This is a genomic window from Enterococcus sp. FDAARGOS_375 (assembly GCF_002393265.1).
Lineage (GTDB): Bacteria > Bacillota > Bacilli > Lactobacillales > Enterococcaceae > Enterococcus_D > Enterococcus_D innesii.
Genome location: NZ_CP023515.1, coordinates 226,036 through 239,925 on the forward strand (window position 1 = coordinate 226,036; position 13,890 = coordinate 239,925).

At 44.6% G+C, this 13,890-nt stretch carries 11 protein-coding genes; 1 reads left to right on the forward strand and 10 read right to left on the reverse strand.

Annotation, left to right across the window (positions count from 1 at the left end; genetic code table 11):
* Positions 1 to 86: 86 nt before the first annotated feature.
* The 6 genes from CO692_RS02040 to CO692_RS02065 all read right to left on the reverse strand — a co-directional run bounded on the left by CO692_RS02040 (position 87) and on the right by CO692_RS02065 (position 7,632).
* Positions 87 to 1,514 (reverse strand): 6-phospho-beta-glucosidase, encoded by a 1,428-nt coding sequence (locus CO692_RS02040; protein WP_096741408.1) that lies wholly within the window; start codon positions 1,512 to 1,514, stop codon positions 87 to 89.
* A 16-nt stretch (positions 1,515 to 1,530) separates the two neighbouring features.
* Positions 1,531 to 3,402, reverse strand: a complete 1,872-nt coding sequence (locus CO692_RS02045; protein WP_096741409.1) for a beta-glucoside-specific PTS transporter subunit IIABC — start codon at positions 3,400 to 3,402, stop codon at positions 1,531 to 1,533.
* A gap of 116 nt (positions 3,403 to 3,518) precedes the next feature.
* Complete coding sequence (licT, locus tag CO692_RS02050; protein ID WP_010747835.1) at positions 3,519 to 4,355, reverse strand: BglG family transcription antiterminator LicT; 837 nt, start codon at positions 4,353 to 4,355, stop codon at positions 3,519 to 3,521.
* Between the two features lie 227 nt (positions 4,356 to 4,582).
* Entirely contained in the window at positions 4,583 to 5,629 is a 1,047-nt protein-coding gene (locus tag CO692_RS02055) for a hypothetical protein (RefSeq protein ID WP_010747834.1), read from the reverse strand.
* A gap of 346 nt (positions 5,630 to 5,975) precedes the next feature.
* Positions 5,976 to 7,088, reverse strand: coding sequence for an NADH-dependent flavin oxidoreductase (locus CO692_RS02060; protein WP_010747833.1), 1,113 nt, complete (start codon positions 7,086 to 7,088; stop codon positions 5,976 to 5,978).
* Between the two features lie 172 nt (positions 7,089 to 7,260).
* Positions 7,261 to 7,632 (reverse strand): MarR family winged helix-turn-helix transcriptional regulator, encoded by a 372-nt coding sequence (locus CO692_RS02065; protein WP_010747832.1) that lies wholly within the window; start codon positions 7,630 to 7,632, stop codon positions 7,261 to 7,263.
* Positions 7,633 to 7,940: 308 nt separating this feature from the next.
* Between CO692_RS02065 and CO692_RS02070 the strand changes: the two genes are divergently transcribed.
* Positions 7,941 to 8,600, forward strand: a complete 660-nt coding sequence (locus CO692_RS02070; RefSeq protein ID WP_010747831.1) for a hypothetical protein — start codon at positions 7,941 to 7,943, stop codon at positions 8,598 to 8,600.
* Positions 8,601 to 8,643: 43 nt separating this feature from the next.
* Here the strand turns inward: CO692_RS02070 and CO692_RS02075 are convergent, their stop codons facing one another.
* The 4 genes from CO692_RS02075 to CO692_RS02090 all read right to left on the reverse strand — a co-directional run bounded on the left by CO692_RS02075 (position 8,644) and on the right by CO692_RS02090 (position 13,877).
* Positions 8,644 to 10,020: a TrkH family potassium uptake protein gene (locus tag CO692_RS02075; protein WP_034695440.1), complete on the reverse strand. Its 1,377-nt coding sequence runs from the start codon at positions 10,018 to 10,020 to the stop codon at positions 8,644 to 8,646.
* Positions 10,021 to 10,098: 78 nt separating this feature from the next.
* Complete coding sequence (locus CO692_RS02080) at positions 10,099 to 10,728, reverse strand: V-type ATP synthase subunit D (RefSeq protein WP_010747829.1); 630 nt, start codon at positions 10,726 to 10,728, stop codon at positions 10,099 to 10,101.
* The gene (locus CO692_RS02085; protein ID WP_010747828.1) at positions 10,709 to 12,106 is read right to left on the reverse strand and encodes a V-type ATP synthase subunit B; all 1,398 of its coding nucleotides are present in this window, start codon (positions 12,104 to 12,106) and stop codon (positions 10,709 to 10,711) included. The genes CO692_RS02080 and CO692_RS02085 overlap by 20 nt, the downstream gene beginning before the upstream one ends.
* Positions 12,090 to 13,877, reverse strand: a complete 1,788-nt coding sequence (locus CO692_RS02090; protein ID WP_010747827.1) for a V-type ATP synthase subunit A — start codon at positions 13,875 to 13,877, stop codon at positions 12,090 to 12,092. Before CO692_RS02090 ends, CO692_RS02085 begins: the two co-directional genes overlap by 17 nt.
* Between the last annotated feature and the right edge of the window lie 13 nt (positions 13,878 to 13,890).

Consider the following 13,890-nt stretch of genomic DNA (forward strand, 5'->3'; position numbering starts at 1 on the left):
AAGCGCCAACAGAACCAGACAGCTTCCTTGAGCAGTCCTGTTCCGTTGGCGTTTCTTTCCTTAATAATAATCGTTAGTTAACTGGCTTAAGCCAAATCTTCTCCATTCGAGGCAATCACTTTTTTGTACCAATAAAAAGATTGTTTTTTGCTGCGGGCTAATGTGCCATTGCCTTCATTGTCGCGATCGACATAGATATAGCCATAGCGTTTCTTCATTTCTCCGGTTCCTGCAGAAACCAAATCGATACAGCCCCATGAAGTATAGCCCAACAGTTCCACACCGTCTTGGTCAATCGCTTCTTTCATCGCTGCGATATGCGCACGTAAATACTCGATGCGATACACATCATTGATTTTTCCATCTTCGTTTGGTGTATCCACCGCTCCTAGACCATTTTCGACGATGAAAAGCGGTTTTTGGTAACGATCATAAAGATCATTCATCGTGATCCGTAAGCCAAGCGGATCAATCTGCCAGCCCCATTCCGACGCTTCTAAATACAGATTTTTAATGGTCGGGAACAAGTTGCCTTCCGTTTTCTCAACACCGGAATCTTCTGAAGCAGCGACCCGAGAGGCATAGTAAGAAAAGGAAATAAAATCGACGGTATGGGCTTTTAATAAAGCCGTATCTTCGGCGGTTTGTTCCAAAGTGATTCCTTTTTCCGCTAGCATCTTCAAACCATAATTTGGATATTCTCCTCGCGATTGCACATCGATAAAGAAATAGTTGCCGCGATCGCTTTTTTTGCTTTCCCAGACATCTTTCGGATTGCAGCTGTAAGGATAATAACTAGCCGCTGCCAGCATACAGCCTACTTTGTTTTCTGGATCGATCTCGTGGGCGATTTTTGTTGCCAACGCACTAGCGACTAACTCATGATGAGCAGCTTGGTATTTGATTTGTTCTTCATTTTCGCCCTCAGTAAAGGTCAGCCCTGCACCGAGAAACGGGGCATGCAAGATCATATTGATTTCATTAAAGGTCAGCCAGTACTTCACCAATCCTTTGTAGCGAGTGAAGATCGCCCGACAAAGGTTTTCGTAAAAGGCAATCATCTTACGGTTGCGCCAACCGCCATATTCTTTGATCAGATGGATCGGACAGTCAAAATGCGTGATCGTCACCAAAGGTTCGATTTGGTATTTGCGGCATTCTAAAAACAGTTCTTCATAAAAGCGCAAGCCTTCTTCATTAGGGGTTTCTTCGTCGCCCTTCGGAAAAATTCTTGACCAAGCAATCGATAAACGATAGGTTTTAAAGCCCATCTCCGCAAACAAGGCGATATCTTCTTTGAAATGATGGTACATATCGATCGCTTCTTTTGCTGGATAGAAATACCCTTCTTCAAAGGCAAGCATCTCACGCTTGCCGGTAATGACTGCTCGTCGGTCCTTGCCAGTCGGAATCACATCGACATTGGCAAGTCCACGCCCCCCTTGATCAAACCCGCCTTCACATTGATTGGCGGCTGTTGCGCCGCCCCATAAAAAGTTTTCTGGAAATCCCATGTCTTATTCTCCTTTTTTAGCCGATCACTTTGATGATTTGATCACCAAATGTGATCGGACCACTGTTTGCTGTCAAAATGTCGCCCACTTCTGCACTGTTAGTGATAACGATTGGCGTGATCACTGGATAACCTTTTTCTTTGATAAACTCGATATCAAATGTAATCAATGGGTCGCCAACTGATACTTTCTGCCCTTTTTCTGCTTGATAGGCATAGCCTTCGCCATTCAATTGCACCGTATCGATCCCGACGTGAATCAACAGCTCAATGCCTTCCTCACTAGTCAAGCCAATGGCATGTTTGGAATCAAAGACTGCTGTGACAGTCCCGTTGACTGGTGCTAGCACTTCTCCAACGATTGGCTCGATCGCCACCCCTTGTCCCAGAATTTCTTCTGAAAACATGCCGTCATTGACTGCTTGTAGGCTTTTTAGTTCCCCTTTTAGAGGTGCTTTGATCTCCGCCCCGCTGATTTGATGGGTTGGTTCTTGCTCTTTGTCTGCTGGTGTTGCTTCAGGTGCTTCTTCTGTAACAGGGTCTTTGTATAAGAATAATGTCGCAATAAATGTGACCACGATACTGATTGCCGCACCGATACAGGCATTGGTCAAATGACGTAAGGTGTCATCGCCGATATAGCTTGGCAAAGTCAATAGGCCTGGTGAGCCGCCTGAGAAATTACGGACACGCATGATTCCCATAAACAGACCCCCAAATCCGCCACCGATCATTGCTGCATACAAAGGTGTTTTAAACCGTAAGTTGACCCCATACAACGCTGGTTCAGTGATGCCGAATAGACCTGTCAGACCTGCAGAAAATGCCAATTGTTTGATCGTAGAATCTTTTGATTTGAAACCAACGCCGATAGCGGCAGCTCCCTGACTGACGTTTGAAGCCAGCATGCCAGGATAGATCACTGTATCATAACCTGTGGTCATTCGGTTGTTGATACCGATAGGAACCAATCCATAGTGGGTACCCGTTGCCACGAACAATGGAGTGAAGGCACCGATCAATAACGGAACGATCCATGGGCTGACCGTTTCTAAGGCTTGGATCCCTGCGGAAATCGCTTCACTGATCATATAGCCTAGAGGACCTAAAGCAACTAATGCTACCGTCCCTACGACGAAGATCGTCAGCAACGGTTTGCTAAAGAATTTGATTGCTTTTGGTGAGACCTTATCAGCAATCGGTTCAACGTAAGACATGAACCAGACACTTAAGATGATGGGGATCACCGATGATGAATAGGTCACTGGTGAAATCGGCAAACCGAACAAATGGATGCCGCCACCTGACTCATTGACTGCTGTCACCATACCGATGAAGTTGGGATGCAGTAAAATTCCACCCACCATCATCGCCAGATACATGTTGGCTTTGAACTTTTGCGCAGAAGAAGCAGCCAGTAGAATCGGTAAGAAGTAGAACGCAGCATCTGCCATAAAGTTTAGGATTTGGTAACTTTGACTTTCTGCCGTCAAGACATTGAAGACCACCAGCAACGAAAGGACCGCTTTTAGCATCCCAGCTGCCGTGATGGCTGGCAAGATCGGGGTGAAGATCCCAGTGATCGTATCGATAATTTTCGCTACACGTCCCCGATCGTCTTCTTCTGTTTCTTGATCACTAGTCAAATTGGTTTGGGCAGTGATTTCGTTGTAGACATTGCCAACATCACTGCCGATGATCACTTGGTACTGTCCGCCTTTGTTGACCACACCCATGATGCCTGGTGTATGTTTTAAGGTACTTTCTTGTGGTTTGCTGTCATCTTTCAAGTTGAAGCGCAAGCGGGTCGCACAATGGGTCAAGCTTTGGATATTTTCTTCCCCACCAACATTGGTGATGATCGTTTTTGCTAACTCTTTGTAATTCATGTCGTTCCTCCTATTTTGGTCCTTTGTTTGCTTTTCGTGTGTCAAAACATAAAAAAATACCTAAACGAACCCCTTGGGAGTTCATTTAGGTATAGCCTGCCAATCCAGTAACAATCCTAAGCACTTGTTATTCGTTTGATGTGTATAGTTAAATAGATCAATTCGTCTTCTTCTAACGGTCTACCGAATTCTTTGTTGATGTAGTCGCTGATTTTCAGCGCACACGCATATTCCTTCATATAGCGGTCTTTCAACATAAAAATAAAACTGCCGGTTCCTGCATCATCGAGCTTTGTTCCGCTGAATAAGCGCTGGACAAAAAATTTCAAATGGGTCACAAAGCGTTCGTAGTTCAATGAATACTCATCAAGCTCCATTGAAAAATGATATTTGACGATGTTTAGGATATGCTGAATGATCTTCGCCATTTCCGATACTTGACTGACCTGCGCCATATCCAACTCCGCATTAACGATGTGCAATGCAATGAAGCCGGCTTCATCTTCTGGCAGCTCGATCGCCAAGCGATTTTTAATGATCGATAACGCTTCTTTGCCAATGAGGTATTCATGGTTATAAAACCGCTTGATTTCCCATAGCAAGGCATTTTTGATTTCCATGCCATTTTGATAGCGCTCGATAGCATAATTGATATGATCGGTCAGCGTCAGAAATAATTTTTCGCTCAATTTTTTCCCAAGGGAAACTTTTGCAAAACTGATGATCTCATTCGCTGCTTGAATATGTTCGATAGGGATAGAAGAAAGTAATTGGGTTAGTTTTGTGACATTCCACTCTTGTGTACTGAGATAGACTTTCTCAATCTTGGTATCGTCGATCACATCGCCTGGCTTTTTCTTAAAGCCTAAGCCTTTGCCCATGACGACCAATTCTTGTTTTTCCTCATTCTCAGAAATCACAATGTTGTTATTGATCACTTTTGTTACGTTCATTTTAACGACCCTATTCTTCTTTAGATTTCTTCACACAAAAAAATAGGTATAGCCCGCCTAAAGCGGTAACAATCCTCAGAGCCAGTGTAGCATGAGAAAAATCACTCGTCAATGGGGATTTTTAACCGCTTGTTTAAAAGCAGAAAACAGCGCTGCTGCCATTTGATTCTTTGGCAGAACGCTGTTCACTGGTTTATGGCTCACTAACTCTCTTTGTGAGAGGTGAATTAGATACGATTTTCGTGGTCAGCAGTTTTGACTAAGTTTGCTCCCACCAACCCACCGATTGACGTAAGAACGAGTCCTAAGACCATTGCCACAAAGCCCCAAATGGATGCTTTAGCTGTTGCATCACTTGCTTCTTCCGCTTTTTGACGAGCGTCTTCCACTGCTTGGTCAATGTCTTGTTTGGCTTGTTCAAGATTTTGTTGCGCATTTTCGATTTGTTTTTGCGCTTCATCAGAAGCATCTTGCAAACCAGTGACAATGTTATTGGTTGCTTCTTCTGCTTCTTGTTGGCTTAAATCAGTATTTTGAGCGACCGCATTTGAAATTGCTTCTTCATCCACTGAATCACCAATCGTTGTAGCACGATCTTGTAATTTGCTTGCTAAATCATCAATGATTTTATCGGCATCATTTGGATTGGTTGCAATGTCTTTGCCGGCATCTTTGATGTCGTTCGTCGCATCAGACAATTGATTTTGCAAGTAGTCTGGTTGCAATTCAGGAACATCGGTATCTTGTAAAACATCATTGACGTTCGCCTGTAATTCATCTGTATTGACGTCTTCCATGTTTCCTGTTATTTCATCGAAGGCTTTTGAAGCGACATCGCCAGCACCAGATGCCACTGTTTCAACACCACTGCCGACAGCAGAAGCAACGTTTCCTAAAAGTGAACCGACTACAGAAAAAGCACCGATCGTTAAGTAAGAGAGCATAACCATCATCACGATCATACTTGTTGCCCATGTTAAGAAACCATGAACCAATCCGACACGTCGAGCAGCAACACCAGAAACAAAACCAGCACCGAATAATGCCAAGACGAAGGTAATCACTGTCCAAATCAATAATCCTGTCCCAACACCATCTAATGGGTTATTAGAGGTTGGTTCCACCATACCAAAACCGATTGCTGAGCCAATCATTGAGAGTGTCATGAACAATGCGATAAATGTTACAACTCCTGCAAAGATAGACCCCCAAGACAAATTATAGCCTGCCTCCCGCTCATCTGAACCTAAATAATTTCTAAATCCTCTTTTCATCATTACATCCCCTTTTTGGTTTTTTAACCTGAATTAAGTCTAACAACTGATTGTTTTTTTATCAATCAACTCGACTTGCGCTATCTTTTTGTAAGAAAAATGAATGATTCTGAATTGTTTGACTATTTATTAAAATAAACTAAAAACTCATTCGTGTATTTTAACTAAAAAAATCTTTTCGCGCTCTTTCTTTCGATCACAGGCTTGTTTCTCCCAGTCTTCTTCTGATTCGTCATTTTGAAACTAAAAGGGTCACATTAGAGAAAAAACAGCTCTTCTCAATGTGCCAAAAATGAGTAGCGATCATAAAAAACCACCTTCGCCCAAGGCAAAGGTGGTTGTCTGCTTATTTTTCTTCATTTAGGCGATCTGGCATCATGTTTTCCATAAAACCCCAAACGCCGTTTTGTAATACGAGTTCCTCACGTTCGTAAGTAGAAACCGTGGTGCGGATCAACGCATCTTGACCGTCTAAGACTTTTTGTCCCCAATGAGGATCGATCAACAATGCTCGGCCCACTGCTACAAAGTCTGCATGTTCTAGCAATCCCGCAGCATCTTTCGATGTTCGGACATCCCCTACACCAATCAAAGGAACCCGCTGAGCGATTTTTTCATAGACATACGCCAACATCGATTTTTCTTGGTACGCTTTTGAAATCGATTTGCGGGTATAATCCGCAAGGGAGATGTGCAGATAGTCTAATCCTTTTTCTGCCAGTTGGTCCACTAAGAACAACGTATCTTCAAAGCGAATCCCTGGTTCTTCGAATTCTTCCGGTGAAAAACGATAACCGACGATAAACTCCTTCACACCTGATTGGTCCACTGTTTCCAATACTTCATCGACGAGCTTCTCAATAAAACGATAACGGTTCTCTAGTGAGCCACCCCATTCATCGGACCGACGATTTGAGTGCGGAGAAAAGAATTGTTGGATCAAATACGTATTGGCTCCGTGGAGTTCTACGCCATCAAACCCCGCCTTGATCGCCCGTTCGGTAGCTTTTTTAAAGTTTTCAATAATCGTTAAAATCTCATCTACTGTGACTTCTCGGGGAACCTGGGCATTTGGTCGTTCGGCAGCAACTGCGCTAGCAGAAATCGGTTGTGTTCCTCGTAGGACCGAGTCATCCGTCATCCGACCGGCATGAAAAATCTGTAAAATAGCTTTGGTCCCATTGGTTTTGATGGTGCTGGCCAATTTACTTAATCCAGGTAAAAAGGCATCGTCGTAAGCGCCTAATTCCCCTTCCCAGCCCTTGCCATCTTCTTGGACATTGGCTGCAGCTGTGATGACTGCTCCGACTTCCCCAGAGCGTAAGCCATAGTAAGCCAACTCATCTTTCGTAATCACCCCATCAAAGAAGGACATCTTGGTCGTCATTGGTGCCATAATGATTCGATTTTTCAACTGCAATCCGCGCTTAAATGTTGCTTTGTCTGTTACATTTCGCATGGGTTTCCCACCTTTTCCATTGGATTCATTTCGCTTTGTGGATCTGACTGGCTTAGTTGCCCAAGGAGATCCTTAAAGCAAATCGGTGCATCTTTTTTCCCTTTATCAAAATATACATGCACATGCATCTATATTACAAAAGAATCAAGGAGAAAACAAGTGAAAAACATCATTAGTCCAGCATTTCCTCCAAGACTTTTTCAAAAACGACTTTTGAACGCTGCAGTTTCTTTTCCCCTGATTGGGTCAAATCAATATAGATCCCCCGCTTATCATCTTGACAAGAATGCCGTTCGATCACACCGCACAGCTTGTCTTCCATGCGCATGATCATACGTGACATCGCACTTTGACTCAGATCAAAATGGGCGATCAAATCATTGAGGCGCATGCTATGATTGGGGGTCTTTTCTAAGTAATAAAGCACGTAATACTCATTCAAAGACAGATTGCTTTCTGCTTTGAGGGCTTGCTCCAAACGAGCTTCGATCGCTTGATGCTGATTCGTAAAGGCTAACCATTGCCCCATCCGTTCTTTTTCCATCCTCTTCACCACCCATTCTTCTATACCAAGGTATTTTAATCTAGATCCCTGCGTTACGCAAGTCGCCAGAAAAGGCTAACACTTTATTATGCAAAATTAGCCAGCTACTGCGGGCATTCATGAATGTTTTATGATAGAATTGACGAAAAATTCAGCAAAATCTTCCTATTCTTTTTCAGTGTTCTGGACTACAATATCTTTAACACCAAAGAATATTTAAACACTATATCAACATAATTGTGCATTTTCACACAATAATTTGTTTTTTTTAGATGTTTTAGTATTCGTAGGAAAGGATGAAACAAACGATGAAAAAAACAATTTCTTTGATTGGGACACTGACGCTGGTCAGTGTGGGGCTTTTGACAGGCTGTAACAACGAAAAAGATGCCGCGCAATCAACCAGCGAGCTAAGCCAAAGTCATGTGTCTACTGAAAGCAAAAAAAGTACGACGATGCAAACGACTGAAAACAGCTCCTTAGCGTCAACCTCTACTTCAGAAACTTCAACCACAAGCCAGCAATCGACGGACCACTCTGACGCAACGCAAACGACAGCAAGCTCAGTATCCACCAACGAGTTTCCATATGCGGTTGATCTTTCCCAATATGGCCCTTCACTGACGTTTTATTTCCATGGCGTCAATGTACCAGATGCTGTCACGATTCAAAATACGAGCCCATTGATCATTTTGATCGACGACAGCGCAAGCTATGAAGCACAAGTCGATACGATCGCAACAAAAGAGATTCGCATCTTTTCAGCAAATGACAATGGGATTCGCACCGTAAAAGTGAACACTCAATTGACCTTTGCAAAAGGGATCACTTCCAATGGAAATCCTGATTTTAGCCACAACCTGTACCTATTTACAAATAAGGAGGGTGGTCTATCTTTGATCACACCGAACTATGCGGGAAATGTCAGCGATGACCAACGAGATGTGATGTTAGAAGTACTTCAATAAACGAAAAACAGGGAAACGAAGCGTGCTTCGTTTCCCTGTTTCGTTACCCGATCATCACGGTTTCATCAGGATATTTGTAGCCAGCTTCTTGTTTGTTGGCTTTTTTCATCAATGAAAAAGCAACGGTCATGATGCCGACTCGACCAATGAACATCAAAAAAATAATCAAAAGTTTGCCAAAAACCGACAAGTAAGGCGTCAACCCCATGGTCAACCCCACCGTTCCAAAAGCGGAAAAAACTTCAAAGGCAATGGTTGGCAACCCAAAGTTTGGGGTTTGCGGCATACTCTCAGTGATCGACAATAAGAAAATCGCTACGAAGCATAACGTCAAGGTAAGGAAGAACAACGTAAAGGCACGCGATACAGCAGATTCTTTGATCGTGCGACCAAAAACTTCCGCTCGACTGCGCCCTTTCAATAAGCTGCGGATCTTGATGATCAAGACCGCAAATGTCGTTGTCTTCAATCCCCCAGCAGTTGATCCAGAGGTTCCACCGATATACATTAAAATCATCGTCAGCATCAAGCCTGCTTGACTCATTTGTCCGTAATCAATACTGAAAAATCCCGCGGTTCTTGGGGTGACCGCTAAGAAGAGGTATTGGAAAAAACGTTCGATGACCGAATCACCCGTGATCAACTGTGAATTGGCTTCGGTCAAAAAGAACCCTGCCGTTCCAAAAACCACCAAAACGATCATAGCGATCCATGCCAAGCGGCTATGCAGGGACCGTTTTTTGGACGCCGTATGCAGGATATCGAACCAAACGAGAAAACCCAGACCACCGGCGATGATCAAGAAACTGATGACCCCCAGCACAAATGGATCGTTTTGAAACCCTACCATGCTGTTGCCGAACAAATCAAACCCAGCATTACAAAAGGCCGAGATCGCATGAAAAACACTGTACCAAAGGCCTTGCTCCCAACCAAAACGGGGCACGAAAGCAAAAGCCAGCAAGATGATCCCACTGACTTGGATCAAAAAGGCGATCCGAATCAGGTACCATGCCAAATGGATCTCTCCAGACATTCGGTCCAGATTCAATGATTCCCTCAAAATCATCCGAGTACTAAGATGGACTCTTTTTCTCGCCAAGATGTAAAAGAAGACGGGAATCGACATGAAGCCGATCCCACCGATCTCAATCAGCATCAGCAAGATCCCTTGGCCCCACAGGTTGTAATGATCGGCTACGGTCAAGGTCGAAAGACCCGTCACGCAAACAGCCGATGTGGCAGTAAACAGCGCATCTAAAAAGTTGGTGCCTTCACCACTTTGGGTGACAGCCGGCAGCATCAGCAAGCCAGTTCCTGCCAATATCAGCAAAACGAAGACCAGAGTGACGATCTGCGGAATCAAAAAGCGTTGCGATGCCAGCTTTTTTTTCAAACGATTTCTTTTTTTCATTTTCATTTCCTTTGACCTTTTGCAAAAACCAATGTCTTAGTAATCCAAGTTTATTGCATTTGTTTTTTCTCTTATCATACCATTTTATTTTGATTTATTCTTCACTTTGATCATTCTTGTTACGTTTGCTCGTTCATTTTCTTCCAGCCGCATTTTGATTCCATAAATGGCTTCTTCCAGCTCGGGAATCGTCAAATATTCTAGGGCATTGACGCGTCGGCGCGTCCGTTCGATTTCCCCTGCCATCAATTGACAGGTCTTTTCGATTTCCGTTAGCTCCAACAGCTTCGGCATAACGTCGGTAAAACGGGCGACCGCATTATCTAACGGAACATTGGAATTCAAAAAGCCGTACTCGATCGGCGCTTGCATCACCGTATCGTCGTAATCAAAATGCATCACTGGCACTTCCACACTCATGATATTTTTCGTGGATAACTCAAGGGAGACTTCAGTTGCTGGTAAAATAAACATTTCTTCAATGTATTTTTCATTGATTGTGGCATTGGCTAAGCGAAATGCCTTCATGGCACGCTGCAATTGTTCTTCGACTTCTTTACGCAAGCGGTCATTCTTTTTGATCAACTCAATAAATTGACGCATGAGTTCGTCTTGTTTGTCTTTTAATAATTTGTGTCCGCGTTTGGCTGTCGCCAATTGTTTGCTGAGGCGCGACAGCTCCATGCGGGTTGGATTAACGGTTTTTTGCGCCATTGTTCTCCTCTCCCGGTAAGTATTCCGCCAGTAGGGCATCGCTGATCCGCTTCAGCTCGACTTTTGGCAGCATCGCCAATAATTCCCACCCTAATTCCAAGGTTTCGATAATAGAGCGGTTGGTGCGATACCCTTGGTTCAAGTATTCATTTTCGAAGCGTTCCGCAAATTTGGCATAGGTTTTATCTACTTCCGACAATGCCGATTCTCCTAAAACGACTGCCAATTCCTTGGCTTGCTTTCCTTGAGCATAGGCAGAAAACAACTGGTTCATCGTTGCGGCATGGTCTTTACGGGTTTTTCCTTCACCGGTCCCTTTATCTTTTAACCGTGACAATGACGGCAAGACATCGATGGGTGGCTGGATGCCGTTTTTATACAAATCACGAGACAAGATGATTTGTCCTTCGGTGATATAGCCGGTCAAATCGGGAATCGGATGGGTTTTGTCATCTTCTGGCATGGTCAAAATCGGCAGCTGGGTCACTGAACCTTTCAAGCCGCGAATCCGTCCCGCACGTTCATATAACGTTGATAGATTGGTATAAAGATACCCAGGATAACCCCGACGTCCTGGCACTTCACGACGAGCAGAGGAAATCTCCCGCAAAGCTTCACAGTAGTTGGTCATATCCGTCATGATCACCAAGACATGCATGCCCTTTTCGTAAGCCAAGTATTCGGCTGCCGTCAGTGCCATTCGGGGAGTAGCGATCCGCTCGATCGCTGGGTCATTGGCTAGATTCATAAAGACGACAGAATGGTCGATGGCGCCCGTTTGACGAAAATCTTCCATGAAATATTCTGCTTCTTCAAAGGTGATCCCGATGCCAGCAAACACAACAGCGAAATCGTCTTCCGAGTTCAACACTTGTGCTTGACGCGCAATTTGCGAAGCCAATTCTTTATGAGGCAGACCAGAACCAGAAAAAATCGGCAGCTTTTGTCCCCGAACGAGCGTATTCAAGTGGTCGATTGATGAGATCCCCGTTTGAATAAACTCATCAGGATAATCCCGCGCTGCTGGATTGATCACTTCGCCGTTGATGTCCATAAATTTTTCTGGGACGATCTCTACTCCGCCATCTTTGACCCGACCTAAGCCGTCAAAGACTCGCCCGATCATTTGCTCGGAAACGCCTAATTCCAAAGGATGTCCTAAGAAACGCACCGCAGATTCCCGCAAATTGATCCCGCCGGTTCCTTCAAAAATTTGGACCAACGCTTTGTCTTCTTGGATCTCCAGTACTTGTCCTTGCCGCGTTTCGCCGTTTTGCATGCGGACTTCGATCAACTCTTCGTATTTGACACCGGAGACGCGATCGACGGCCATCAATGGTCCGACGACTTCTCCAATCGTTTTATATTCCTTGATCATCGGTGCGGTCTCCTTTCTGTAAAATTTCTTTCATCGTTGCTTTGATCTCTTGATGCAAAGCAGAAATTTTTGCTAATTCCGTTTCAGGCAAGTACTTCATACGTGCCACTTTGTCTCGCAATTCTTCGGTTCCTGCATAGATTTCTGAAAGATACGCACCTAGTGTCAACGCATCTTCCGCTTCTTTGTGGAGCAGCAAGATTGTTTCCAGCATTTTGAACTGCTTTTCACGAGAGGTAAACGTATCGACGTCGTCAAAAGCGTTTTGCTGCAAGAAATCTTCTCGCAATGATTTGGTGGTTTCCAGCAATAACTGATCTTTTTCGGACAAAGCGTCGATGCCGACAAGTCGAACGATCTCTGACAACTCAGATTCTTTTTGCAGCATCCGCATGGCTTCTGTTACTTGTTTGGACCAATCCACTTGCATTTGTTGGTCCAAAAAGGCACCCAATTCATTTTCGTATAAAGAATAGCTCTTCAACCAATCGATCGATGGAAAATGACGCTTTTGCGCTAAGGTGGCATCTAAGCCCCAAAAGACTTTTACGACCCGCAACGTATTTTGGGTAACTGGTTCTGAAATATCGCCGCCTGATGGTGAAACGGCGCTGATGGCAGTGATACTGCCTTCTTGATCAGAACCTAAGCAAATCGCTTTTCCAGAACGCTCATAATACTCTGCCAAGCGGCTGCCTAAGTAAGCTGGATACCCTTCATCCCCAGGCATTTCTTCCAGACGACCAGACATTTCTCGCAGTGCTTCTGCCCAACGTGAGGTGGAATCCGCCATGATCGCCACTGAATACCCCATGTCTCGGAAGTATTCCGCAATCGTGATCCCAGTATAAATCGACGCTTCCCGAGCGGCTACCGGCATATTGGAGGTGTTAGCGATCAACACGGTTCTCGCCATTAAAGATTCACCACTACGAGGGTCGATCAACTCTGGAAACTCGTTCATTACATCGGTCATTTCATTGCCGCGTTCGCCGCAGCCGACATAGACGACCAGGTCGACATCCGCCCATTTGGCGATTTGGTGCTGAACGACAGTCTTCCCTGCACCAAAAGGTCCTGGAACGGCTGACGCCCCGCCTTTAGCGATTGGAAAGAAGGTGTCGATCACTCGCTGGCCAGTAATCATTGGTTCGACTGGATTCAGTTTTTGCTTTACTGGACGGCTATGACGAACGGGCCATTTTTGCAGCATTGTGAAAGACCGTTCTCCTTTGGGTGTATCTAAAACATAAATCGTTTCATCGATGGTAAATTCCCCCACATAAACAGCCTTGACTGTTCCTGAAACGCCATGAGGAACCATGATCTTGTGATTGATCAACGGTGTTTCTTGCACGGTGCCGATGACCATCCCCGTACTGACTACTTCGCCGACTTCGACTGTCGGTACAAAGGGCCACTTTTTCTCATGATCCAACGCAGGCAATTGCACCCCACGCGTCAAGAAGTTGCTTTGGGTGACAGACATGAAGGTTTCTAAGGGACGTTGGATGCCATCAAACATTTGTGACATGATCCCAGGCGCCAATTCGACGGATAGCGGTTCACCGGTGGTTTCGACTGGTTCACCAGGTCCGATCCCAGACGTTTCTTCATAGACTTGGATCGAAGCGACGTCGCCGCGCATTTCGATGATCTCACCGACCACGCCTAAATCTCCTACATAACAGATATCTTCTAAACTTGCATGGCCCATATTTTTGGCTAAAACCAATGGACCAGATACTTTAATAATTGTTCCTTTTTCCACAACATCGGCTCCT

What these genes read in the sequence shown, in the direction of transcription:
- CO692_RS02080 (WP_010747829.1), bottom strand. Translation starts at nt 10,728, where the DNA reads ATGGCGCAAAAAACCGTTAATCCAACCCGCATGGAGCTGTCGCGCCTC.
- CO692_RS02075 (WP_034695440.1), bottom strand. Translation starts at nt 10,020, where the DNA reads ATGAAAATGAAAAAAAGAAATCGTTTGAAAAAAAAGCTGGCATCGCAA.
- CO692_RS02060 (WP_010747833.1), bottom strand. Translation starts at nt 7,088, where the DNA reads ATGCGAAATGTAACAGACAAAGCAACATTTAAGCGCGGATTGCAGTTG.
- CO692_RS02065 (WP_010747832.1), bottom strand. Translation starts at nt 7,632, where the DNA reads ATGGAAAAAGAACGGATGGGGCAATGGTTAGCCTTTACGAATCAGCAT.
- CO692_RS02070 (WP_010747831.1), top strand. Translation starts at nt 7,941, where the DNA reads ATGAAAAAAACAATTTCTTTGATTGGGACACTGACGCTGGTCAGTGTG.
- licT (WP_010747835.1), bottom strand. Translation starts at nt 4,355, where the DNA reads ATGAACGTAACAAAAGTGATCAATAACAACATTGTGATTTCTGAGAAT.
- CO692_RS02055 (WP_010747834.1), bottom strand. Translation starts at nt 5,629, where the DNA reads ATGAAAAGAGGATTTAGAAATTATTTAGGTTCAGATGAGCGGGAGGCA.
- CO692_RS02045 (WP_096741409.1), bottom strand. Translation starts at nt 3,402, where the DNA reads ATGAATTACAAAGAGTTAGCAAAAACGATCATCACCAATGTTGGTGGG.
- CO692_RS02085 (WP_010747828.1), bottom strand. Translation starts at nt 12,106, where the DNA reads ATGATCAAGGAATATAAAACGATTGGAGAAGTCGTCGGACCATTGATG.
- CO692_RS02040 (WP_096741408.1), bottom strand. Translation starts at nt 1,514, where the DNA reads ATGGGATTTCCAGAAAACTTTTTATGGGGCGGCGCAACAGCCGCCAAT.